The 21,444-nt window shown below is 65.7% G+C and carries 23 protein-coding genes and 2 pseudogenes; 13 read left to right on the plus strand and 12 right to left on the minus strand.

Annotated elements, in window-relative coordinates; all coding sequences use genetic code 11:
• Positions 1-192 precede the first annotated feature (192 nt).
• The 5 genes from FFS25_RS11020 to FFS25_RS11040 all read right to left on the minus strand — a co-directional run bounded on the left by FFS25_RS11020 (position 193) and on the right by FFS25_RS11040 (position 5,063).
• Positions 193-354 carry an IS3 family transposase gene (locus FFS25_RS11020; RefSeq protein WP_211596864.1) on the minus strand — a complete coding sequence of 54 codons (162 nt, stop codon included), beginning with the start codon at positions 352-354 and terminating at the stop codon, positions 193-195.
• A 264-nt stretch (positions 355-618) separates the two neighbouring features.
• Positions 619-2,367, minus strand: coding sequence for a CocE/NonD family hydrolase (locus FFS25_RS11025; protein ID WP_082817307.1), 1,749 nt, complete (start codon positions 2,365-2,367; stop codon positions 619-621).
• Positions 2,368-2,398: 31 nt separating this feature from the next.
• The gene (locus FFS25_RS11030; protein WP_170307683.1) at positions 2,399-3,844 is read right to left on the minus strand and encodes a flavin-containing monooxygenase; all 1,446 of its coding nucleotides are present in this window, start codon (positions 3,842-3,844) and stop codon (positions 2,399-2,401) included.
• Entirely contained in the window at positions 3,828-4,022 is a 195-nt protein-coding gene (locus FFS25_RS11035) for an NAD(P)-binding protein (protein WP_137802953.1), read from the minus strand. The genes FFS25_RS11030 and FFS25_RS11035 overlap by 17 nt, the downstream gene beginning before the upstream one ends.
• A gap of 351 nt (positions 4,023-4,373) precedes the next feature.
• The gene (locus FFS25_RS11040) at positions 4,374-5,063 is read right to left on the minus strand and encodes a TetR/AcrR family transcriptional regulator (RefSeq protein ID WP_170307684.1); all 690 of its coding nucleotides are present in this window, start codon (positions 5,061-5,063) and stop codon (positions 4,374-4,376) included.
• A gap of 73 nt (positions 5,064-5,136) precedes the next feature.
• On the opposite strand from FFS25_RS11040, the pseudogene FFS25_RS11045 reads away from it, so the two are divergent.
• Positions 5,137-5,262: pseudogene (locus FFS25_RS11045) on the plus strand (transposase); the annotation flags it as partial.
• Positions 5,263-5,301: 39 nt separating this feature from the next.
• Here the strand turns inward: FFS25_RS11045 and FFS25_RS11050 are convergent.
• Entirely contained in the window at positions 5,302-6,387 is a 1,086-nt protein-coding gene (locus FFS25_RS11050; protein ID WP_212742745.1) for an integrase core domain-containing protein, read from the minus strand.
• Entirely contained in the window at positions 6,378-6,722 is a 345-nt protein-coding gene (locus FFS25_RS11055; RefSeq protein WP_068426857.1) for a hypothetical protein, read from the minus strand. The genes FFS25_RS11050 and FFS25_RS11055 overlap by 10 nt, the downstream gene beginning before the upstream one ends.
• A gap of 96 nt (positions 6,723-6,818) precedes the next feature.
• Here FFS25_RS11055 and FFS25_RS11060 point away from each other — a divergent pair, with 96 nt between their 5' ends.
• The 4 genes and pseudogenes from FFS25_RS11060 to FFS25_RS11075 all read left to right on the plus strand — a co-directional run bounded on the left by FFS25_RS11060 (position 6,819) and on the right by FFS25_RS11075 (position 9,459).
• Positions 6,819-7,112 carry a transposase gene (locus FFS25_RS11060; protein ID WP_068426869.1) on the plus strand — a complete coding sequence of 98 codons (294 nt, stop codon included), beginning with the start codon at positions 6,819-6,821 and terminating at the stop codon, positions 7,110-7,112.
• 227 nt (positions 7,113-7,339) lie between these two features.
• Positions 7,340-7,696: pseudogene (locus FFS25_RS14170) on the plus strand (DDE-type integrase/transposase/recombinase); the annotation flags it as partial.
• A gap of 58 nt (positions 7,697-7,754) precedes the next feature.
• On the plus strand, positions 7,755-9,152 hold the full coding sequence (locus FFS25_RS11070; RefSeq protein WP_171004183.1) for an IS30 family transposase: 1,398 nt from the start codon (positions 7,755-7,757) through the stop codon (positions 9,150-9,152).
• Positions 9,153-9,171: 19 nt separating this feature from the next.
• Positions 9,172-9,459, plus strand: coding sequence for an integrase core domain-containing protein (locus tag FFS25_RS11075; RefSeq protein ID WP_171004184.1), 288 nt, complete (start codon positions 9,172-9,174; stop codon positions 9,457-9,459).
• 23 nt (positions 9,460-9,482) lie between these two features.
• Here the strand turns inward: FFS25_RS11075 and FFS25_RS11080 are convergent, their stop codons facing one another.
• Together FFS25_RS11080 and FFS25_RS11085 are read right to left on the minus strand one after the other, a co-directional pair.
• A complete protein-coding gene (locus FFS25_RS11080; RefSeq protein WP_053446840.1) occupies positions 9,483-10,631 on the minus strand; it encodes a sensor histidine kinase in 1,149 nt (382 codons plus the stop codon).
• On the minus strand, positions 10,628-11,338 hold the full coding sequence (locus FFS25_RS11085; protein ID WP_058870846.1) for a response regulator transcription factor: 711 nt from the start codon (positions 11,336-11,338) through the stop codon (positions 10,628-10,630). Before FFS25_RS11085 ends, FFS25_RS11080 begins: the two co-directional genes overlap by 4 nt.
• A gap of 159 nt (positions 11,339-11,497) precedes the next feature.
• Here FFS25_RS11085 and FFS25_RS11090 point away from each other — a divergent pair, with 159 nt between their 5' ends.
• From FFS25_RS11090 to FFS25_RS11115, 5 genes are all read left to right on the plus strand, one after another.
• Positions 11,498-12,994 (plus strand): multicopper oxidase family protein, encoded by a 1,497-nt coding sequence (locus FFS25_RS11090; protein WP_137802956.1) that lies wholly within the window; start codon positions 11,498-11,500, stop codon positions 12,992-12,994.
• Positions 12,991-13,857: a F510_1955 family glycosylhydrolase gene (locus FFS25_RS11095; RefSeq protein ID WP_061712861.1), complete on the plus strand. Its 867-nt coding sequence runs from the start codon at positions 12,991-12,993 to the stop codon at positions 13,855-13,857. The genes FFS25_RS11090 and FFS25_RS11095 overlap by 4 nt, the downstream gene beginning before the upstream one ends.
• Positions 13,858-14,180: 323 nt before the next feature.
• Complete coding sequence (locus FFS25_RS11105) at positions 14,181-16,319, plus strand: heavy metal translocating P-type ATPase (RefSeq protein WP_137802957.1); 2,139 nt, start codon at positions 14,181-14,183, stop codon at positions 16,317-16,319.
• A 109-nt stretch (positions 16,320-16,428) separates the two neighbouring features.
• Entirely contained in the window at positions 16,429-17,067 is a 639-nt protein-coding gene (locus tag FFS25_RS11110) for a DUF1541 domain-containing protein (RefSeq protein WP_137802958.1), read from the plus strand.
• Positions 17,068-17,217: 150 nt separating this feature from the next.
• Positions 17,218-17,628: a four-helix bundle copper-binding protein gene (locus FFS25_RS11115; RefSeq protein ID WP_006214730.1), complete on the plus strand. Its 411-nt coding sequence runs from the start codon at positions 17,218-17,220 to the stop codon at positions 17,626-17,628.
• A 224-nt stretch (positions 17,629-17,852) separates the two neighbouring features.
• On the opposite strand, the gene FFS25_RS11120 is transcribed toward FFS25_RS11115, so the two are convergent.
• From FFS25_RS11120 to FFS25_RS14175, 3 genes are all read right to left on the minus strand, one after another.
• Positions 17,853-18,422, minus strand: a complete 570-nt coding sequence (locus FFS25_RS11120; protein ID WP_171004185.1) for an integrase core domain-containing protein — start codon at positions 18,420-18,422, stop codon at positions 17,853-17,855.
• A 69-nt stretch (positions 18,423-18,491) separates the two neighbouring features.
• The gene (locus FFS25_RS11125) at positions 18,492-19,271 is read right to left on the minus strand and encodes a YoaK family protein (RefSeq protein ID WP_006214728.1); all 780 of its coding nucleotides are present in this window, start codon (positions 19,269-19,271) and stop codon (positions 18,492-18,494) included.
• Between the two features lie 206 nt (positions 19,272-19,477).
• The gene (locus FFS25_RS14175; RefSeq protein WP_171004186.1) at positions 19,478-19,951 is read right to left on the minus strand and encodes a helix-turn-helix domain-containing protein; all 474 of its coding nucleotides are present in this window, start codon (positions 19,949-19,951) and stop codon (positions 19,478-19,480) included.
• On the opposite strand from FFS25_RS14175, the gene FFS25_RS11135 reads away from it, so the two are divergent.
• From FFS25_RS11135 to FFS25_RS11145, 3 genes are all read left to right on the plus strand, one after another.
• Positions 19,945-20,172: a helix-turn-helix domain-containing protein gene (locus FFS25_RS11135; RefSeq protein WP_053446836.1), complete on the plus strand. Its 228-nt coding sequence runs from the start codon at positions 19,945-19,947 to the stop codon at positions 20,170-20,172. The genes FFS25_RS14175 and FFS25_RS11135 overlap by 7 nt on opposite strands.
• A complete protein-coding gene (locus FFS25_RS11140; RefSeq protein ID WP_137802960.1) occupies positions 20,169-20,936 on the plus strand; it encodes a hypothetical protein in 768 nt (255 codons plus the stop codon). The genes FFS25_RS11135 and FFS25_RS11140 overlap by 4 nt, the downstream gene beginning before the upstream one ends.
• Before the next feature lie 85 nt (positions 20,937-21,021).
• Complete coding sequence (locus tag FFS25_RS11145; RefSeq protein ID WP_171004187.1) at positions 21,022-21,378, plus strand: DUF2637 domain-containing protein; 357 nt, start codon at positions 21,022-21,024, stop codon at positions 21,376-21,378.
• Positions 21,379-21,444: the final 66 nt, after the last annotated feature.

Raw genomic sequence — 21,444 nt, forward strand, 5'->3', positions numbered from 1 at the left:
CCCCCGGCCAGCCAGCCGGAAGGCCCGCCCCCGCCAGCCCGGGGCCGGTCGGTGGCCGGCAAGCACGAGAGGCCGGTAGCGCGGGATCATCAGCAATACGGTCGCGCACCAGCCTCACAGCTCGATGGCGCAACTCATCGGGATACTTCCTCGGTGCAGGCATGACGGCATGACTCCATCCTCCTGGGAAGATCACGCCCTCCACCACTCCCGGGGCGATCCACCGTTGCGGCGCTTGACCTTTCGCGCGATCAGGCCTTGGCTGCGCATCGAGTCCGCGACGGTCTTCTCGCTGACCGTCCAGCCGTCATCGCGCAGATCGTGGACCAGCCGCGGGGAGCCAGGCAGCTTCACGCTTCTGGTTGAACATCACCCGCACCGCCCGGTCGATGGTGTCGCGGCGCCGGACCGGTGACCATCGCCCGGCAAGTGAACCAAGAAGGCCTCCACGCCCATCGACCTTGAAAGACAGACAAGGGGGTTCCCTTCCCCGACCAGGGACGGTCTCGCCTCGTCACGCTCCCGTCATGTTGCGTTCATCCCACCGCGTCACCGCCAGGCATGGAAGTCCGCGCTGCTGACCGGTGGATCTGCTGTCAGCAGCGCGGCTCCGGCGGCTCACGTCACTGGCATGGTGGGCAGGACGATGCACGACGGTGTATCTCCACCGTGCAGGATCGTCTGCTCTGCGACGTTGTAGTCCTTGGCCTTGAACGGATCGCCTTCGACGTTGGGGTTGGCGTCCCACCGTGGGAAGTTGCTCGAGGTGACCTGCACCCGGATCCGATGGCCGGCGGCGAACCGGTTGGCGGTCGACCAGAGGTCGATGCGGTATTCGACCGGTTCGCCCGGTGTGACGGGAGCGGGCGTTCCCTTCCCGTCCTCCATCCCGCGATACCGCGCGCGCACAACTCCGTCGGTGAGATTGATCGATCGGCCGTCCGGATGAACGTCACACAGCCGGACGACGAAATCAGTGTCCTTGGCGCTAGTGGCTGCCCAGAGGTAGGCAGTGATCCGCCCCATCACCTCTGTGTCTTCCTCCAGCGGCTCGCTCGTGAAGGTCAGGACATCAGCGCGGGCTTCGATCGGGCGTTGGTCGATCGGGCCGGGGCGGTGACCAGCGTCCGCCATGAGCGCACCGCCAAGGGTCGGAACCGGATCGCTCGGGTCGTAGGTGTAGTCGTCCGAGCCGGTGCTCGGTACCGCCTCGGTCGACAACCGGCCGTCCGACCCCAGGTACCACTCCACCTCCCGGGCCTCCGGCGGTGGCCAGGAGTCCATCGTCGCCCACCGGTTGGAGCCCATGATGAAGACCTTCACCGGAGCTTCCTCGTTGGTGGCAGCGCCCTTGAGCCACTGGTCGAACCAGCTCAGCTGCGTCTCGAAGAGCCCCCCGTTCAGGTCCAGCACGTCCGCTGAGGACATGACGCCGAAGTTCACGTCTCCGACGGGGTTACCGGTGGCCGCGTGGGCCCACGGCCCGATAAGCAGTGAGGCTGGCACGTTGCGCGCCTTGGCGGCGCTGAAATCGTCGATGGTCTGTTGCAGGAAGATGTCGTACCAACCACCGATGTTGAGTGACGGCACATCGCTGTCCTCGACGGGGAGGTTCATGAAGCTCAACGTCTCGGGATCCATCGGATGATTCAGTGGTGTGAAGAAGCCTTGGTTGACCGGGTGAGATCGAACCGGGGCGAACTCCGCCAGTGGACGCGACGCGAACCCCGCCGAGCCGAGCGAGTCGATCTCATTGATCAGCGCGGGCAGCACGCGCCCGAGGGCTGCTGGATCGGACACCCGCATCGCCTCTGCGACACCGACAGCGCCGAGGTACCAGATTCCTTGCATGCTCAGCTCAAAAGCACCTTGCCGGAAGTAGAAGCCCCGCAACGCATCGGCACACCGCTGCATCGGCGCGACGGCACCGAGCTCGGAGGCTCCGCCAACGGCTGCCGCAAGTTGAGTGAAACCGAAGTATGAGAGGCCGTACATTCCCACGCGACCGGAGGCTCCGGGCAGCGAGGCGGCCCACGCGACAGTGTCGACACCGTCGAACACTTCATCTTCGAAGGGTCGGAAATCGCCACCCGACGTGAAAGTCCCGCGGACGTCCTGGACGACGACAATATAGCCACGCGCAGCGGCCGCGAGCGGGTCGAGCACCGATTGGTGGCTGATGAGGTCCTTGCTGTACGGCTGGCGAGTCAGCAAGACCGGAAATGGCCCCTCGCCTGCCGGGCGATACACGTTCGATTTCAGGACCGTACCGTCCCGCGCTGTCATCGGAACGTTTAACTCGACGTTGACAGCGAACTCACCCTGTCCGGATAGTTCGCTCATCGAAACGGATTCCGTGGACGTCATAATCCTCTCCTTCGTGAGAATGTGTGGTTCATCAAGAGTTGGCCTTCGCGTTCTCCACTGCCGGCGTCATCAAGAAGCCTTCATAGTCCTGGCTGGCGACGTGCGCCAACTCCCCAAGGTAGGAATTAACGCCGCCCGAGTACACCAAGAAGTTTCGAACTTTTCCGGGAATGTTTGCGCCCGTGTACCAAGAATCGGTCTTCGCAAGGAGTAGGCCGCTCGCGAAGGCCTTCACTCCGGTACTCCATTCCTCTTCAATGGCCGCGTTCACATCGATAGTTTCGATGCCGTTGCTCTCCGCATGCTCAATGAGCTCGGCGATCCACTCGACTCGCCGTTGGACCGGAACTGCAGCGTTCGAGAAGTAGTCAGGGTTCAAGGGCCCCATGTGCGACAGCATGTTGGGGAAACCAGCGTGCGCTATTCCCAAGTACGAGTTGACGTCGCTGCCATTCTTCCATTTCGTTTCCAGCGACAAGTCGTCGCGTCCTGTAATCTCAAAACCCAACAGGGCGCCGGTGATGGCGTCGAATCCTGTGGCGTAGACGATGATGTCCAAGTCGTGCAGACCACTGAGGGTCCTGATGCCTTCCGGAGTGACTTCCTGGATCGGCGACTTCCTGAGGTCGACCAGGGAGACGTTCGAACGGTTGAGTGTCAGGTAGTAGCTATCAGAATGGACGAGGCGCTTCGCTCCAAAAAAATAGTCGGGCATCGCCGCTTCGGCATCTTCCGGATTTTTCACGAGGTCTTTGATCTTCGAGCGTACGAAGTCGCTTACCTTCCCGTTGGCCTCCTCATTGAGGACGGTGTCAGCGTAAGTCAGCGACATCGCAAATCCACCCGACAGCCACGCTGCTTCGAGGACCCCTCTTCGCTCGTCGGGGTCATCTTGCAGCACGGACTTTCCGGTCATCACCACCGGCAGTCCGCCCGTCGTCCCCTCCAGATACTGCCTTCGGCTCTTGTGAGTCATCTTGGCCATTTCGAGCGACTCTTCGGTGTAGTGGTAGTCGTTTGCCGGAACGACGTACTGAGGCGTTCGTTGGAAGATCGTCAGGTGAGCGGCTTCCTTGGCGATCTCAGGGATGATCTGCACCCCTGTCGAACCTGTCCCGATCACGCCCACGCGCTTCCCACGGAAATCAACGTCTGCGCGAGGCCACCGCGCGGTGTGATACTGCTGACCCATGAAGGAGTCGACACCCGAAATGTCCGGCATATTCGTTACGGTAAGCGCCCCCACGGCGGGGATGAAATACTTGCACGTGACGACGTCTCCATCGTCCGTTGTGATGGTCCATCTGGCATCAACCTCGTCGAACCGGGCTGATGTAATGCGGACGTTGAGCCTGATGTCTTCTCGTAGGCCCAGTTTGTCCGCCACGAAGTTGAGGTACCCCTCGATTTCGGGCTGCCCAGGGTATCGCCGGGTCCAGTTCCACTCGTGAGCGATTTCGTCAGAGAAACTGTACATAGTCGATGGCCGGACTGTCGCAGCGGGCGCCTGGATACCGGTTCCAATACCAGGTACCGCCGACTCCGGAGGCTTGGTCATAGATTTTTGCGGAAACGCCTTTCTCGCGCAGACGGTGAAGCGTATACAAGCCTGAGAAACCTGCGCCTACGATAAGAGCGTCGATGTCGTGCTTCATGGGAGTACCTCCATTTGGACGGCAGTGTCCAAGGATTCTGTGGGGTGGGCGAAACGCGGGACAGATCAGGGGACAGATCGCGGCTAGGACGCGACGTCTTGCGACTTATGAACCATCGGCCAGAATTTGACGGCCAGAATTGGACAGCAAGGAGTTGGCCAGATCCGCTCAGATCTAGGTCACGATCACGGGTGCGGTTCGGCATGTGGCCGACGTTCTGCGGTGGCAGAACGTGCGACGTCGATCACGACAATAGCGGCGAGTGTGGATGCGGTCAACAGGTGTTGAGTCGGATTCCAACAGGTGTTGAGTCGCCCCGGCTAGAGGTGTGTGCGGACACGCCGCTGTGCGTCAGGAGTGGTCGGGAGTGCCGTAGATCGATTGGATCCAGATCTCGCACATCAGGTCTACCGAGTGCTCCGGCCCCAAGGACATCGGGCCCTCGTCCGCCAGGTTCTGCAACATCGCGACGTTGAGGAGCATGAGGCTCGTTGCCAGTCGCCGAGCATCGCCTCTCGGCGGAGCGATGCCGAGACGTCGGTCAGCCTCGATGCGCGCAGTACTGGCGTCCACGAACCACTTCAAGTTCTCCTGCCAGACGTCACGGAGTTCCGGCACCACGCGCCAGTTCGCCGATGCCGCTCGCATCAGTGCGCTGTGTCGCTGCCATACTTCGACGAGTTGGGTGAAGGCCGTCGTCAGCTGGTCCCGGTAGGCGGCGTTGTCCACGATGGTGTCGTCGTCGGATGCGGAGACCCGGACCCCGGTCCACGGCTCTACGGCATCGAGGACTTCATCCCGGTACCGAGTAAGAAGTTGAGCGACGACGGCGTACTTCGAGGTGAAGTAGAAATAGAAAGTCGCGCGGTTGATACCGACTTCCGACACAATCTCCTGGATTTTGATGGAACGCAGGTCGCGTCTTTGCAACAGTCGTTCAGTCGCTACTAGAAGGGCTTGCACCCCGTCCACCTGCAATGCATCGCTACCCGAACGCTCGATACTCCCGCCGGGTGCGGCCGGTGCCTCTCGCCTTGTCATCGCCATAATGCTACCGCGCAGTCGGACTGCCGGCCTTTCCGCTTGTGTGGGTCTTCTCGAACGCGTGCTGGAGATCAGCCGTCCGGAGTTCAGCGAGATGGTCAAGGATCTGGACGAGCACGTCATCGACCTCCGCACCCGCCCGCTGGACGCCGGCCCCTACACGTTCGTCGCGGCCGATGCGCTGACGATGAAGCTCTGAGGTGTGTCTGAGTTAATGACGCACTTTCGCGTTTCATTACCCAACATCGTGGGGTCCTGACGGGTTCTCATTCTTGCGGGCTTGTCGGTGGTGGGCAAGACGTCGTTGGCGGGCCTGTTCGAGGCCCTCGCGGCGGGCGGCGCGGATCGTCTCGCCGCGGCCTTCGTGTTCGTCGTCGGGGGTGACGTAGCCGATGCCCTCGTGCAAGCGCACGGTGTTGTAGTGCTCGCGGACGACGGCCAGCTCGGCGCGCAGCGTGGCGGGATCCTGGATGGCGGCCAAGTGTGGGTTCTCGCCCTTGAGGTGACCGTTGAAGCTCTCGATCCAAGCCTGGTCGGTCGGGGTGCCCGGCCGACCGAAGTGCTGAGCGATCGCGCACAACGCCATGAACTCCCGGGTCGAGCCGGAGGTCATCTGGGGACCGTTGTCACTGACCGCGAGCAGGATCGGCCGCTGCAGGTCATCGGTGCGCACGTCGATGCGGTCCTCGTCATGGCGGGCGTCGACGGCATCCAAGAGTCCTTCGGCCTCCAGCGCGGCGGTGAAGCCGACCTCGACCTGAGTGGAGGTCTCCTCGGAGCTGACGATCTCGGTGATCCACTTCCTGCTGACCAGGTCCTGGATGATCAGCACCGCCATCCCGGCACGGGTGAAGTGCGTCGTGTCGAAAATCCAGATCGAGTTCGGGGTGTAGCTCGCCCAGGCCGGGAACGGGCGACGCTTCGAGGGTCCCGGACGCGGCAATGGCCGAAAGTGCTTGTCCGCCAACGTCAGCACGCGCCGCACACTCGAGGGCGAGACCCAGAACCGGCCGGTGTAGGAGCCGCGGTGGGCGAGCTTGCGGTGGGAGCGGTCGACCTCGCCCCACTGCTCGAACAGGGCCAGGATCTCCTCGGCTTCCTGCTCGAGCAGCCCGTGGACCGCGGCCCCGGGACGCTGGTCGCTCAGCTGCCCAGACGCTCGGCGGCGCTGCCACCGGTAGACCCGCCGCTCTGGCAGCTCGAGCACCCGGCACGTGCGGGCCAGGTCCCAGCCGGCCTCGTCCGCCTGGTCGACCAAGTCCAACAGAGCGGTCTTGGTGGCCTCATCGACCCGGCGCGGGACGCGGCCACTCAGCCCCAAGGATCTTTTCCCTCCACGAGAGTCAGCTTCACGGCCAGCTCCTTGCAGGCCTCCGACAGCCGGGCGACCTCGGCCTTGGCCGCCTCCAGCTCGAAGTCGCGTTCGCGACCCTTCACGCCGGGCTTGGACGCCGCCAACGCTGCCAGCGCGCCTTCCTTGGCGACCGTGCGGATGCGCATGATCGTCGAGCGGTCGACCTGCTCGGCCGCCGCTGCCTCCGCGATGGTCACTTCCTGACGCACGATCTGTAGCCAGATCTCGTACTTCTGCGAGGGCGAGAGGAACCGCTTCCCACGCCTCTTGCGCGGGCCCGATCCCGGGGTGTTCTCGGACATGACCTGATCCTCCTGTAGTAACCGGAAGGGACTGCTGCACGGATAGGTGACATCTGATCTGTGGCGTCGAGGGGCGCTGCTGGAAGGATGTACACCGTGCCCAAGCCCTACCCCAAAGAGTTCCGCGACGATGTCGTGCGCGTCGCCAGGAATCGTGAGCCGGGTCAGCAGTTGAAACAGATCGCTGCTGACTTCGGGATCAGCGAGTCGTGCCTGACCAACTGGCTCAAGAGAGCTGACGTCGAGGAGGGCCACAAGCCCGGCACGACCGCGGACCAGAACGCTGACCTGCGGGATGCCAAGAAGCGGATCCGGCTACTGGAGCAGGAAAACGAGGTCTTGCGTCGGGCTGCGGCCTACCTGTCGCAGGCAAACCTGCCGGGAAAATGATGTACCCGCTCGTCCGTGAGTTGGCTGTCGACGGGATCCCCGTGACAGTGACGTGCCGGGTACTGAAGATCACTCGTGCGCCCTACTACCGGTGGCTGACCCAGCCGATGACCACCGCCGAGTTGGTTGAGGCCTACCGGGCCAACGCCTTATTCGACGCGCACCGGGACGACCCGGAGTTCGGGTATCGGTACCTGCTCGACGAAGCGCGTGCTGTGGGTGAGCCGATGACCGCGCGGACCGCGTGGGCGATCTGCTCGGCCAACCAGTGGTGGAGCGCATTCGGCAAGAAGCGCGCCAAGAACGGCAAGAAGCCCGGCCCGCCTGTTCATGAGGACAAGGTGAAGCGCGACTTCACCGCGACCGACGTCAACCGGCTGTGGCTGACCGACATCACCGAGCACCCCACCAGTGAGGGCAAGCTCTACTTGTGCGCGGTCAAGGACGTGTACTCCAACCGGATCGTCGGCTACGCCATCGACTCACGGATGAAGTCCCGCCTGGCCAAGAAGGCTCTCGACAGCGCTGTCGCGCGCCGCCGTATCGAGGGACACGACGTCGCCGGTTGCGTCGTACACAGCGACCGAGGCTCCCAGGGCGGATTCAACTGGTCGTCGCAACACCCCGTCGTGGAGGTGTTTCATGGTTCGTCGTCAGCAGGCAGCAGATCGAGCGGTACGTCCGAAGCTGCGGTCGCCTGGGCATCCAAAGTTCCAGCGTCATGTCGTGGTCGTGTTCTGGGAGCAGATCGCCAAGGGTGTGCTTCCCGAGCAGGCGTCGGAAACTGCTGGCGTGGCTCAGGCCGTGGGCGCGCGCTGGTTCCACAACGCTGGGGGTATGCCGCCGTTCGATCTGAGCTTCACGCCCACCGGCCGTTACCTCTCCTTCGCTGAGCGCGAGGAGATCGCGCTGCTCAGGGCGCAGAACAAGGGCGTGCGTGAGATCGCCAGGCAGGTCGGTCGCGATCCAGGAACGATCTCTCGAGAGCTCCGGCGTAACGCGGCCACCCGTGGCGGGAAGCTGGAGTACCGGGCCTCGGTCGCTCAATGGAAGGCCGACTTGGCGACCCGGCGCCCGAAGGCAGCGAAGTTGGTGACGAACCCGCGGTTGCGCTCCTACGTACAGGACCGTCTGTCGGGACAGATCACGCTGCCGGACGGGACAGTCATCCCGGGGCCGGCGGCGCCGAGGTTCACCGGCCGCAACAAGCCGTTCCGCAAGGACCGACCGTGGTTTCTGGCGTGGAGCCCGGAGCAGATCAGCCAGCGACTCAAAGTCGATTTCCCAGAGGATGAGTCCATGCGGATCAGTCACGAGGCGATCTACCAGTCGCTGTACATCGCGGGCCGTGGCGCGCTCAAACGCGAGCTGGTGTGGTGTCTGCGGACAGGACGTGCGCTGCGAGTCCCTCGGGAACGTTCACGGCGCAAGACCTGGGCTCACGTCACCCCGGGAACCCTGATCAGCGAACGACCAGCGGAGGTCGAGGATCGGGCCGTACCCGGCCACTGGGAAGGTGACTTGATCATCGGGTTGGAGCGCTCAGCGATCGGCACCGTCATCGAACGCAAGACCAAGTTCACCCTACTGGTGCATCTGCCCCGCGAAGAGGGGTACCGACACAAGAACACCCCCAAGAACGGGCCCGCGCTTGGTGGCTACGGAGCGGTCGCGATGAAGAACGCGCTGAGCACGACCATGTCGACGCTGCCCGCCCAGCTCGCCCGGTCGGTGACCTGGGACCGGGGAAAGGAAATGTCGGCACACGCCCAGTTCAAGATCGAAACCGGCATCCCGGTCTTCTTCGCCGACCCGCACAGCCCCTGGCAACGCGGTACGAACGAGAACACCAACGGGCTGCTCCGCCAATACTTTCCCAAGGGAACCGACCTCGCCCGCTGGGGACAGGATGAACTTCAAGCCGTCGCGCATGCACTGAACACCCGACCCCGCAAGGCCCTCGGCTGGAAGACCCCAGAAGAAGCCTTCAACGAAGAACTACTGTTGCTGGAACAAGCCGGTGTTGCATCGACCAGTTGAACCCAGTCAGTACGTGTCGTTGGCCTACACCGACGCGCTCGTGACCGCGGGAGTGACCGCGTCGGTCGGCACCGTCGGAGACTCCTACGACAACGCTCTCGCAGAGACCGTCAACGGGCTCTACAAGACCGATCTGATCTACTCCCGGCCCGTCTGGGAGACGGCCAGCACGGTCGAACTCGCCACGATGGGCTGGGTCAACTGGTGGAACACCCAGCGCCTTCACGAGACCCTCGACTACCGCCCCCCCGCAGACGTCGAGGCCGCCTACACTCACCCCACGACGACCGCACCCGCGACCGTCTGACCACGGACGAAACCCAGGACGCTTCAGTTTCGTGCGCTCACCGTAGCCGGGGATGACCCAGTCCGCTGGTGGGCGGGTAGCTCCACCGTGAAGACCGCGCCCTGCCCGCGACCAGGGGAGGTGGCTGTGAGACGTCCGCCGTGGGCTTCGGCCAGGGCCTTGGAAATGGTCAGGCCGATCCCGGAGCCACCATGGTCGCGGTCGCGGGCGGTGTCACCGCGGTAGAAACGTTCAAAAAGGTGAGGTATCTGCTCCAGGCTGATGCCGTCGCCGGTATCGGCGACACGGATGGCCACCCGCCCTGGGCCCTGCCGGTTGGCGCTGAGCGTGACCTGTCCGCCGGCTGGGGTGTGGCGCAGGGCGTTGGAGAGCAGGTTGCCCAGCACCTGGCCCATGCGTTGCCGGTCGGCCTCGATGTCCCCGGCGGTCTCGTCGACGTCGATGTTCAGGGCCACACCTTCGGCGGCGTAGGCCTCCCGGTAGGCCTCGGCGGCCGCGCGCACCAGCTCGGCCACAGGTTGTTCGGTGCGGTCCAGGATGATGCGGCCTTCCTCCGCGCGGGAGACGTCGTTGATGTCTTCCACCAGACGGGTGAGGCGGGCGAGCTGTTCACCCATGAGCTCGCTGGTGGTCTCGTCCCAGTGGGCGACCTCGTCCTGGAGCGCCTCCAGGTAGACCGTGAGCACGGAGATGGGGGTGCGCATCTCGTGGGCCAGGTCGGAGAGCATCCGTCGGCGGGTGTCTTCGGTGCGCTCCAGCTGGGCGGCCATGGTGTTGAACGCCCCGGCGAGGGCGTCCACCTCAGCGCCGGCGCCCATGGCGGGGACCCGGGTGTCGTAGCGGCTGCGGGCCATGGCCTGGGCCGCGTGGGTGAGTGCGTCGATCGGGCGCTGGAGGCGGCGGGTGAACACCAAGGTGACGCCCAGGGCGCATACCAGGGCAGTGGCCAGGGCCATCCCCAGGGTCCAGAGGTTGGTGTCGCGGTAGGCCTGTTCCACATGCATCAGCTGGGTGGCGTCGTGCCCGGCCCCAGCGCGCAGCAGGTGCTCGTGAAAGATCGCCGGGCCCACTATGGAGGCGGCGAGGACCGCGGCGAGGATGCTGGCGATCACCACGATGGTTTGCGCCAGGAAGAACCGGGAGGCCAAGCCTCGTGGGCGGTGCCTGCTCATCGGCTTGCCATGCGGTAACCGACCCCTCGGACCGTGCTGATGCAGTCAAGATCGGGGTGTGCCTCAATGAGTTTGCGGCGCAGATGCCCGATGTGCACGTCCACGATCCGCTCGTCGCCCACCCAGGACGGATCCCACACGATGTCGATGAGCTGACGGCGGGAGTAGGCCCGTCCGGGGCCGGCCGAGAGTGTGGCCAAAAGATTGAACTCGGTGCGCGTCAGTGCGACCGCGGCCCCGCTCACCCGGGCCTCGTGGGCAGCGAGGTCGATGACCAGGTCCCCGAAGACCCATGGGGCCTCTCGAACGGTGACGGTGCGCGGGCGTCGCAGCACGGCCTGGACCCGTGCGACGAGTTCGCGCACGCTGAAGGGCTTGGTGATGTAGTCATCGGCGCCCACCTCCAGTCCGGTCAGCTTGTCGTCCTCGTCCCCACGGGCGGTGAGTATGAGCACATAGCACTCGGAGAAAGACCGAAGGGCACGGCACACCTCGATCCCGTCCAGACCTGGCAGCCCCAGATCCAGGACCACCACATCCGGGTGCTGGTTTCGGGCTGCTTCAAGGGCCGCGGGGCCGGTGTGGGCCTGGTCCACGGTGTAGCCGGCGCGGGAGAGATACGTCGCGATCATCTGCGCTAGGGCCTTCTCGTCGTCGACCACGAGCACCCGTCCCGGATGGGACGGGGAATCGATGCCTGGGTTCATGCCTCCAGTGTCGTCCCCACGCTGTGATCGGGTGACCGCAAGAGCGCAGGTCATCTGCGATCTTCGCTGAATCTTCAAAATAATCCCGGTCTCTACGCCTGTGCGCGGATCCAGAATGGTTGTCGTCGTTCGTGCCCTGCTGTGCCTCGGAAAGGAATCATGAATCAGGTTTCCCGCAGACGGATGTTGACTGGTGGCTTCGGCCTGCTCGGTGCTGGTGTCCTGGCAGGGGGTGCACCTGCTGCGGGTTCCTCCGCGGCACCGTCACTTCCCGGCCGGGCTCTGGTGGAGAAGACGCTTGTCGCGCAGCCGGCGACCCTGGACTTGGGAGGCTTGCAGGTCGATACGTGGGCCTACGGTGACACGGTCCCTGGACCGCTGATCCGGGCCACGGCCGGGGACCGGCTACGGATCACCGTCGACAACCAGTTGCCGGCCGAGACCACCGTGCATTGGCATGGCATCGCCCTGGAAGCCGCTGCCGACGGGGTGCCAGGGTTGACCCAGGACCCGATCGCCACCGGGAGCACCTACACCTACGAATTCACCGCACCGGATCCGGGGACCTACTTCTACCACCCCCACGTCGGGGTTCAACTGGACCGGGCTCTGTACGCCCCGCTGATCATCGATGACCCCAGAGAACCAGGGCGCTATGACCACGAATGGGTGCTCGTGCTCGATGACTGGCTCGACGGCACGGGACGCACGCCCGAGGACGTGCTCCAGGCGCTCACCTCCTCCAGTGGGAACGGGGCCGGCCACGGGGGCATGACCGGAATGGACCACGGGGACATGGACATGAGCTCCCCGGAGGCTATGGGCGGTATGGATCACGCACCGATGAAGGGCGGTGGAGACTCGCCCTACGGCGAGGACGCCGGGGACGTGACCTACCCGCATTACCTGGTCAACGGCAAGGTGCCGGAGGCCCCGGATGTGCTGGCCGCCAAGCCGGGGGACCGGGTGCGGCTGCGGATCATCAATGCCGCCGCCGAGACCATCTTTACCGTCGCTCTCGGCGGGCACCGCATGGAGGTGACCCACACCGATGGGTTCCCCGTGAAGCCGCAGGAGACGGACGCGCTGGCCATCGGCATGGGCGAACGTTACGACGCGATCGTCACCATAGCTGACGGGGTCTTCCCGTTCGTGGCCGCCCCCATGGGCAAGGACGGCCAGGCCATGGCGTTGATCCGCACCGGCTCCGGCGCCGCACCGGCCCCGACGGTGACGCCGAAGGAACTGCGTTGCCCGGCCTTGATCGGCGCCGAACTGGAGCCGGCCGACAGCGCCCGGTTGGAGACCCGGGACGTCGAAGTGGCCCTGCCTATGGCGCTGACCGGACAGATGGACCCTTACCAGTGGGGGTTCAACGGCGCTCCATACGGCAAGAATGACCCGCTGATGATCCGAGAAGGCCAACGCGTCCAGCTGGACGCGGCCAACCAGACCATGATGGCCCACCCGCTGCACGTCCACGGCCACACCTTCGCCCTGCCCAACGGATTACGCAAAGACACGGTCATGCTCGCCCCGATGCAATCCCTGGCCCTGCAACTGCAAGCCGACAATCCCGGGGATTGGATGGTCCACTGCCACAACCTGTACCACGGCGAGGCCGGAATGATGATCGAGATGAGATACCGCCGATGACGCTCATGCCCCGACGGGCTCTCCTCGGTTTGGGCCTGGTCACAGGGACCGGGCTGGCGGTCGCAGCTTGCTCCCCGCAGCCGGGTACCTCCACATCGGCCCCCTCCGGTGAGGGCGCCGGCGAGGCCACGGCGATCACTCATGTCCATGCCATCACGCGCGCTCCGGCCGACGGGGCCGTGCTGCTGGCCACCCACGAGGGCCTCTACCGTCTCGAGGACGGGGACCTGACCAGAGCCGGGCCCATCGTGGATCTGATGGGCTTCACCATCGCCGCCGACGGCCGCTACCTGGCCTCAGGCCACCCCGGCCTGGGCGTGGACCTACCCGAGCCATTGGGGCTGGCCGAGTCCGCCGACGGCGGGCAGAGCTGGAGTGTGCTCTCTCGCGGCGGGGAATCGGATTTCCACGCCCTGGCTGCCGGCCCCGCCGGGATCATCGCCTTCGATGGGCAACTTCGGTTCAGCCCCGACGGGCGCACCTGGCAGATGCGCGCCATTCCCTCGGCCCCGGTTTCTTTGGCCGTGTCCCCGAAATCGGGAGCGGTGCTGGCTGCCACAGAAAACGGCGTGCTGCGCTCCACTGACGACGGCGCCAGCTGGTCCCCCCTGAACACCCCCCAGCTGGCCTCACTGGTGGCCTGGGCCGACGACCGCACCATCGCCGCCACAGGGATTGACGGGCGCCTGCTGACCAGCACCGATGCCGGTGCTAACTGGACCTCCAGTGAAGAACCCCTCGGGGAGATCACCGCCCTGGGGGCCAGCCGCACCGATGACGGTGACGTAGAAGCGCTGCTGATGGCAAAAAACCAGGTGCTGCGCACGGTCGACGGGGGAGCGACAACACAGCAGCTGCTGTGACAGCTGGGCTGTGAGCTGACCAGGGCCGAGAATGCCCACCGGGCGGGACTTACCGCAACAAGACAACTTCAGGGAGACGACCATGAGCGAGGCCTCTAAGCGCCAGGAGATGGTCCCGGCGATGAGCGCCGAAGGCGCGGCTCTGTCGCGGAAGCGGCTGAGCGGCATCGACGCAGCTCGGGGGCTGGCTCTGATCGGGTTGACCGCTATCCACTACCTGCCCGCCCTGGTGGCCGGGGTGGGCTTAGGAAGCATTACAACTTCCCGGAAACTCCTCGCCAAACATACCCCCGGGGGGTATTGTCGAGAATGAGGAGGCAACTATGACGGATTCGCACGCCCACCACCATGGTGGAACCTCGCCCTTGCGCGAGGCCCCCACCCCCGATCACCCCCACGATTCCCAGGACGAGCACTCGGGTGACGGCGGCCACGAGGGAAACGGTGACCATGGAGGCCATGGTGGACATGACCACGTCGCCATGTTCCGCCGCTTGTTCTGGATCTCCCTGGTCATCTCGATCCCCACGATCTTTCTCAGCGGCAGCTTCGCGCACCTGCTGGGCTACCAGTTGCCGGACAACGCACTGATCACCTGGGTCCCCGTGATCCTCGGCACCGTGCTCTACGTCTGGGGCGGCCGCCCGTTCCTGACCGGTGCGGTCGACGAACTCCGGCAGCGCAAACCCGGCATGATGACCCTAATCACCCTGGGCATCTCGGTGGCGTTCTTCGCATCCTGGGGCAGCCACCTCGGGCTGCTGCCACCGGACCTGGAGTTCTGGTGGGAGCTGGCACTGCTGGTCGTGATCATGCTGCTGGGGCACTGGGTCGAGATGGCGTCTCTGGCCCGCACCTCCAACGCGCTCGATGAGCTCGCGGCCCTGCTGCCCGACGAGGCTGAGGTGCTCGACCCTGACGGCTCGACGCGCACGGTCGCGCCCTCGGACCTCGCCGTCGGCGACCGCGTGCTTGTCCGCCCGGGCGGACGCATCCCCGCCGATGGTGAGGTGATCGAGGGCGAGGCCGACATCGACGAGTCCATGGTCACCGGTGAGTCGGTCCCCGTCCTGCGCGGGCGGGGCGACCGGGTCGTGGCCGGCACTGTGGCGACCGATCGGCCATTCACCCTCCAGGTCACCGAGATCGGCGAGAACACGGCGCTGGCCGGCATCCAGCGTCTGGTCCAGGACGCTCAGTCTTCATCGACCCGCGCCCAGCGCCTCGCCGACAAGGCGGCGAACCTGCTGTTCTGGTTCGCCCTCCTCGCTGCCGCGATCACCGCCGTCGTGTGGGCGATCCTCGGCACACCCAGCATGGCGCTGGTCCGTGTTGTCACCGTCCTGGTCATCGCCTGTCCCCACGCTCTGGGGCTTGCGATCCCGCTGGTCGTCTCGATCTCGACCGGACGGGCCGCCCGCCAGGGCATCCTCGTCTCGGACCGCAAGGCCCTTGAGCTCGTGCGCAGCATCGACACCGTCGTCTTCGACAAGACCGGCACCCTCACCCTCGGCGAGCCCGCTCTGCTGGGCGTGCAGCTGGCACCAAACGCCCCGGCGGGCATGAACGAGGACCGTCTCGTGGCCCTCGCGGCCGCGACCGAAGCGCAGAGCCAGCACCCTCTGGCGCGGGCGATCGTGGCCGCCGCACAAGACCGTAACCTTGCCGTGCCGCAGGCCACCGGCCACGACAGCGCGACCGCGGTCGGCGTCTCGGCCACCGTCGAGGGCACCGACATCCGCGTCGGTGGCCCCGCGCTGCTCAGCCAGGCCGGTGCGGAGCCGCTGTCCACCGACGAATGGGCTCAGGACGGGCGGATCGTTCTGCACGTCCTCGTCGAGGGCCGAGTTGCCGGGGCCCTAGCCTTGGCCGACGAGGTCCGTCCGGCCGCCCGCGAGGCGATCGAGGCCCTGCACCGCCTGGGGATCGAGACGGCGATGCTGACCGGCGATGCCCACAACGTCGCCGAGGCCGTTGGCCGCGAATTGGGCATCGACCGCATCGAGGCTCAGGTCCGTCCCGAGGAGAAGAGCGCCCGGGTCCGCCAGTTGCAGGAACAGGGCAAGAAGGTCGCGATGGTCGGCGATGGTGTGAACGATGCTCCGGCTCTGGCCCAGGCCGATGTCGGGCTCGCGATCGGCGCCGGAACCGACGTCGCGATCGCCTCGGCCGGGATCATCCTCGCCTCCGAGGATCCGCGCGCGGTGGTCTCGGTCGTGCGGCTCTCGCGCGCCTCCTACCGCAAGATGGTGCAGAACCTCTGGTGGGCTGCCGGCTACAACCTGATCTCGGTGCCGCTGGCAGCCGGTGTGCTGGCCCCCATCGGGTTCGTCATGCCCATGGCCATCGGCGCGCTGCTCATGGGCGCCTCTACGGTGGTGGTCGCGCTCAATGCGCAGACGCTGCGCGGCCTCGACCTCACCGCTGAGGGGTCGGTCGAATGGGCAAAGAATCAGACCTGACCCGGGTCGTCAGCGTGGCCATCAATTCTTCGCCAGTCTGTTGTCGCAGGGTTGGCATAGAGACTTTCAGGCCATCCACGCCTGAAGGAACATCAACGAAGGAGACGAGATGAAGAAGTCCATCTGGACTACCAGCATGGCCGCTACCGCAGCGGTGAGCATGCTCGCGCTGACCGCCTGCGGAGGCACCGCGGAGGAGGAAGACGCACAACCCGCACCGTCGCAGACGGCGTCCGAGGCGGCGGCTGCGCCGTCGACATCGTCCGAGTCATCGAATATGGACATGGGCATGGATCATGGTTCCGGGGGTATGGCCGGGCACAATCCCGAGGGCGGGCCCCCGCCCGAGGGCATCGAGGCCGCAGCCGATCCCACCTATCCGATCGACTCGACGGCGGTTCTCACCGCTGACCACATGCCCGGCATGGCGGGGGCAGAGGCGACGATCACCGGTGCCTTCGATACGACGGCCTACTCGGTGAGCTACACGCCCACAGATGGTGGCGAGCCCGTCGTCGACCACAAGTGGGTCGTGCACGAGGAGCTGGAAGATCCGGGTGAGGCGCCTCTTCCGGCGGGTACCGAGGTCGTGCTGGAGGCCGATCACATGCCCGGCATGGAGGGCGCCGAGGCGACGATCGAGAGCTCGACCGAGGAGACCGTGTACATGGTCGACACCACGATCGATGGCATGGAGATGGCCAACCACAAGTGGTTCGTCGAAAGCGAGCTCCAGCCCGCCGAGTAAGCGTGAAAGGGGCGGTGTCCCGGCCCGCGCGTCTTCACGAACTCTTCATGGCTTCGCCCTTCCGCCTCCTGCCGGTCGCTGTCTATGGTCAACGGAGCGGGTTGGTGCCTGCCAGCCCGCTCCGTTCGGATCGACAGAAAGAGCGAGACCATGACTCATCACGTGAGCTCGATGCTGGAGACGTACCCGAAGGATCTCGGCGGCATCGACACCCAGAAACTGGCCGAATGCATCGAGGCCTGCTTCGAGTGCGCGCAGACCTGCACCGCCTGCGCCGACGCCTGCCTGGCCGAGGACATGGTCGCGGAGCTGACCCAGTGCATCCGTCTGAACCTGGACTGCGCCGACCTCTGCGAGACCACCGGGAGGGTGCTCTCCCGCCAGACCGGCAACAACATCGACGTCAACCGCGCCGCGCTCGAAACGTGCCGGACGGCGTGCCGGTCCTGCGCCGAAGAGTGCGAAAAGCACGTGGATATGCATGAGCATTGCCGGGTCTGCGCGGAGGCGTGCCGGCGCTGCGAGATCGCCTGCGCGGATCTGCTGGCCTCTCTGGATTGAGACCGGCCTGCTCAGACCTTTGTTCGCCTTCCAGCAGGCTGAGGCTTGCCGCAGCAAGCTGGGGGCGAACCTCAACCGTGGGGGAGATGCCAACGGCGCCAAGCCACAACCAGGTGAGGATGACTGCGCGGTCTACAGTGGCATCCGGACCCAGTAATCCATGGTTCGATCCCCACAGGGCCCACCATTGTGATGTCTCAGTACATGGGAAACACCCCGAACCCTCAGGTTCGGGGTGTTTTTCGTTGTGGCTGGTACTTCCGCGTGGGGTCCAGGGTGAGCTCGCGGAGGATCTCTCCGGTGGCCTTGGCCACGATGGTGATCTCGCGGTCCTCAACGATCAGAACGACGTGGGTTCGGGCGTGGGCTCGGCCGATGCCGATGTGGAAGAGCTGGCCGTCGTAGCACAGCGTGACTTTGCACGTGGCGTCGATCTTGTCGGTGCGGAACCGGGTCGTGGCCGGTGCCAGGGGCCCTGGGGTGTCCTTCGGTGCGGCGATGTAGGCGGCGTACGGGGTGGTCTTCTTCGCTGAGTGGATCCGCTGAGTGTTGTAGATCTCGCGGAACTGATCGAGCAGGGCCTGCAGGCCCGGCAGGTCTGCTGGTGGGGGCTGGGCTGCCAGCCACTTCTTCAGGGTCTGCTGGAAGCGCTCGACTTTGCCCTGGGTCTGCGGGTGGCCTCCGCGGCAGTCCCGCTTGGATGGTGGACAACGTGGCTTCGTAGACGGCGGGGCCGTCGGCCCACATGCGGGACTTGGTGGTGATCCAGCGGTGGATGCTGGCCGCGATCGCACGCGCCTCAGAGGCCGCTAGTGGCGATCCCGCGCCATTGCTTGTCCAGACTCAACCGCCGTTCGACTCGATCACGCGGCGACCCCGCCCCGCCGCGCCGGCCCGGTGCCGGGCCCGGCAAAGTCGCGCGCGATCGGCGGCAGGGATGCGGTCAGGATCAGGGCGGCGCCGAAGACCAGGGCGCCGAAGCCCATTCCCCAGTAACCCAGCGTGCCCACGATCCCGCCGAGGAAGAACAGGCCCACGAGCACAGTGAGCACCCGCAGCTTCTCCCGGTCACCGCGCACTGGGGCGGCGTCCCGGCTGCGGTAGAGGATGCGGCCGAGCTCCACGGCGATATCGGTCACCATCCCCGTGACGTGGGTGGTTCGCACCGGGAAGTCGCGGATCTTGGTGATCAGGGCGTTCTGCAGGCCCATGGTGAAGCACAGCGGCGCCACGAGCACCAGCTCCGTCTCAGGGCCCTCGAATCGCCCGGCCAGCAGACCGGTCACGAGCATCAGTACGCCCTCCAGTGCCAGGACGTTGGCGTAGCGGCTCGAGAGCCGTCGTCGTCGGCCCCAGGTGAAGACCACGGTGCACATGATCGCCCCGACGATGAATGAGGACACGGCCAGGGCCGCCGCCAGCACCAGGCGCCAGTCGCCGGTCATGAAGTGATCGGCGGCCGAGGCCGTCATCCCGGTCATGTGCGACGTGTAGAGACCCACGGCCACGAAGCCGACGGAGTTCAGAGCCCCGGCGATGACCACCAGCAGGTAGGCCAGGTGCCGGTCGAAGAGCGGGGTTCGGCGGGGGCCGGAGAGTAGCTGGGCGTAGCGGTAGATCTGGCGGGGAGCGCGGGGGAGCATCTCGGTACTATAGGCAGGCGCGTGTGAACGGCGGATGCAACGCAGGTAGGGATCCGCCGGGAGTCCGCTCAGTTCATCAGTCGATTCTCATCTGGGCGCGCACCGGTGCAGGGTGGGGCCGCAGAGCTGCTCAGCGCCGCAGGATCATGGGGGTGTGCGTGATGCCGGCTTCCAGGAAGGGCGCCTCGTCGCGTAGGAGACACGCCCTAGCCGATCAGGCCGCGAGATGAGCACGTGGTGGCTCGCGTTCGGCGGTGACCTCCGTCCAGACGGCACGAGCGGGTTGCCCTGTGGACGTGAGCCGGCGACACCTTGTGTCGGCGGGACTGATAATCCATGGGTCGTGGGTTCGATCCCCACAGGGCCCACTCCTTCCCCTCAGCCCCTGCGGTGACCATGTCGCCGCGGGGGCTTCTCCGTGCCTGGAGCAATTCCGGCCCCAGTAGGTCTGCCAGCGAGATATCGAGCCAGGCCGCGATCTCGACAAGCTCGGAGATCGAGAACTCCCTACTGCCGTTCAGCCGGACGCTGACCGCGCTCTTGGCGATCCCCATGTGACGAGCGAGGTCGCTTTGGGTGCGGCGCCTGCGCCCGAGCCATGCGCGGACTTCATCGCTGACGTGGTGGGCGACGGCGCTGTCGCGCTGGTTCCCAAATCGAGCACGATGATCGCATGACAAAGCAGAAGCAGCTCGCGCTCCAGATCCGATCCCGGCTGGCGCTGCGCGACATGACTCAGAAGCAGCTCGGTGAGGCGCTCGGGCTCGGTCATGCAGCCCTCTCGGCGCGCATGAACGGGCACAAGGACTTCACGTTCACAGAGCTGATGAAGACGGCGGAGGTGCTCGGGGTCTCGCTCCGAGATCTGCTGCCGGCAGAAGACAAGGAGATGCAGCGATGAGCACGACCATGACGACGAACACGACCCCGCTGAATGAGGCCGATGCACGAGAACTGACGGATCAGATCGCGGAGGGGCTCGCTGATGTCCATTCGCTGATCGTGCAGGCCTGGGAAGGCCGCGTATGGGAGGCCCTGGGCTTCGAGACCTGGGACGCCTGGATCGATGCGAACTTCCGTGGGCTCCAGCTGCGTCCACCGCGTGAGCAGCGCGAAGAGGTCGTGCTGTCGATGCGCGAGGCCGGCATGAGCATGCGTGCGATCTCGCAGGCGACGGACCTGTCCTACGGAACGGTGAATCGCTCGGCTCGTTCAGGTGATCCAAATGGATCACCTGAACGGGACTCGAACGTGGTGGGGCTGGATGGCAAGTCCTACAAGCGGCCCGCTCCGACGGCGGAGGACGCTGCTGAGTTCGCGGATGTGTCGCTGGATGGGCTCGGGATCCCGATGGTCGATCCGACGAGCCTGCCTGGGGTTGGTGCTGACCAGGTGCTCTCCGGTGACGTCCTGGATCCGGAGCCTGCATCGAACCGGGAGCCAGTCCGGGCGGAGTCCGCCTGGTGGGAGGAGCCGCGACAGGCGCTGCTCGAGGCGGAGTCCCGTTGCGCAGCACTGCTGAGGCAGCGCAAGGCGGAGCCGCGCTTGACTGAGGATCCGCAGGATCCGGGGCCGTCTCAGCTGACGATGGCCGCAGCTCGGACCGTGCTGGCAGCCGGCGGCGTGATCGGGGACCTGGAGGACGCTGACGATGACGAGGCCTGAGCGCACAGAAAACGATGCGCGCCCGGGGGCATCCGGACGCGCATCTCATCAGCAGGAAACCCAGGATCTAAGAGGATCAACGCTGGTGAGCGACACGGTAGCAGCCACCCCACCCCGCACGTCTCGAATCGACCCGGACACCCGGGGCGTCCAGTGGACGGTCGTCGGTCTGGTGGGCCTGCTCGGACTGACGTCGTTCGCGGTCTCGTTCCGCGCGCTGCATGACGTGGCGGCGTGGGCGGGCATCGGTCCCGGGCTCCAGTGGGCAGTTCCGGTCTTCATCGACGGCGCCATCTTGACCTACGCCTTGGCGGTTCTGGCGCATCGGTCGCGGGGTGAGGCGGTGTGGCCGTCGTGGACCTCGCTGGGGGTGTTCACGGCGATGTCGGTGGCGGCGAATGCGGCGCATGCCGTGGCGGCTCCGACGTCGGTGTGGTGGTAGACCGTGATCGGGGCGCTCCTGGCCGGGCTGGCCCCGCTGGGGGTGTTCGCGGCGACGGAGCAGATG

Source organism: Kocuria sp. 2SI (assembly GCF_005502825.1).
GTDB classification, from domain to species: domain Bacteria; phylum Actinomycetota; class Actinomycetes; order Actinomycetales; family Micrococcaceae; genus Kocuria; species Kocuria palustris.

Coding starts and splice junctions, on each gene's coding strand:
- FFS25_RS11055 (WP_068426857.1), bottom strand. CDS start 6,722: ATGTCCGAGAACACCCCGGGATCGGGCCCGCGCAAGAGGCGTGGGAAG.
- FFS25_RS11040 (WP_170307684.1), bottom strand. CDS start 5,063: ATGACAAGGCGAGAGGCACCGGCCGCACCCGGCGGGAGTATCGAGCGT.
- FFS25_RS11070 (WP_171004183.1), top strand. CDS start 7,755: ATGGTTCGTCGTCAGCAGGCAGCAGATCGAGCGGTACGTCCGAAGCTG.
- FFS25_RS11080 (WP_053446840.1), bottom strand. CDS start 10,631: ATGAGCAGGCACCGCCCACGAGGCTTGGCCTCCCGGTTCTTCCTGGCG.
- FFS25_RS11110 (WP_137802958.1), top strand. CDS start 16,429: ATGAAGAAGTCCATCTGGACTACCAGCATGGCCGCTACCGCAGCGGTG.
- FFS25_RS11030 (WP_170307683.1), bottom strand. CDS start 3,844: ATGTACAGTTTCTCTGACGAAATCGCTCACGAGTGGAACTGGACCCGG.
- FFS25_RS11140 (WP_137802960.1), top strand. CDS start 20,169: ATGAGCACGACCATGACGACGAACACGACCCCGCTGAATGAGGCCGAT.
- FFS25_RS11090 (WP_137802956.1), top strand. CDS start 11,498: ATGAATCAGGTTTCCCGCAGACGGATGTTGACTGGTGGCTTCGGCCTG.
- FFS25_RS11105 (WP_137802957.1), top strand. CDS start 14,181: ATGACGGATTCGCACGCCCACCACCATGGTGGAACCTCGCCCTTGCGC.
- FFS25_RS11085 (WP_058870846.1), bottom strand. CDS start 11,338: ATGAACCCAGGCATCGATTCCCCGTCCCATCCGGGACGGGTGCTCGTG.
- FFS25_RS11095 (WP_061712861.1), top strand. CDS start 12,991: ATGACGCTCATGCCCCGACGGGCTCTCCTCGGTTTGGGCCTGGTCACA.
- FFS25_RS11135 (WP_053446836.1), top strand. CDS start 19,945: ATGACAAAGCAGAAGCAGCTCGCGCTCCAGATCCGATCCCGGCTGGCG.
- FFS25_RS11025 (WP_082817307.1), bottom strand. CDS start 2,367: ATGACGTCCACGGAATCCGTTTCGATGAGCGAACTATCCGGACAGGGT.
- FFS25_RS11115 (WP_006214730.1), top strand. CDS start 17,218: ATGACTCATCACGTGAGCTCGATGCTGGAGACGTACCCGAAGGATCTC.
- FFS25_RS11125 (WP_006214728.1), bottom strand. CDS start 19,271: ATGCTCCCCCGCGCTCCCCGCCAGATCTACCGCTACGCCCAGCTACTC.
- FFS25_RS11035 (WP_137802953.1), bottom strand. CDS start 4,022: ATGAAGCACGACATCGACGCTCTTATCGTAGGCGCAGGTTTCTCAGGC.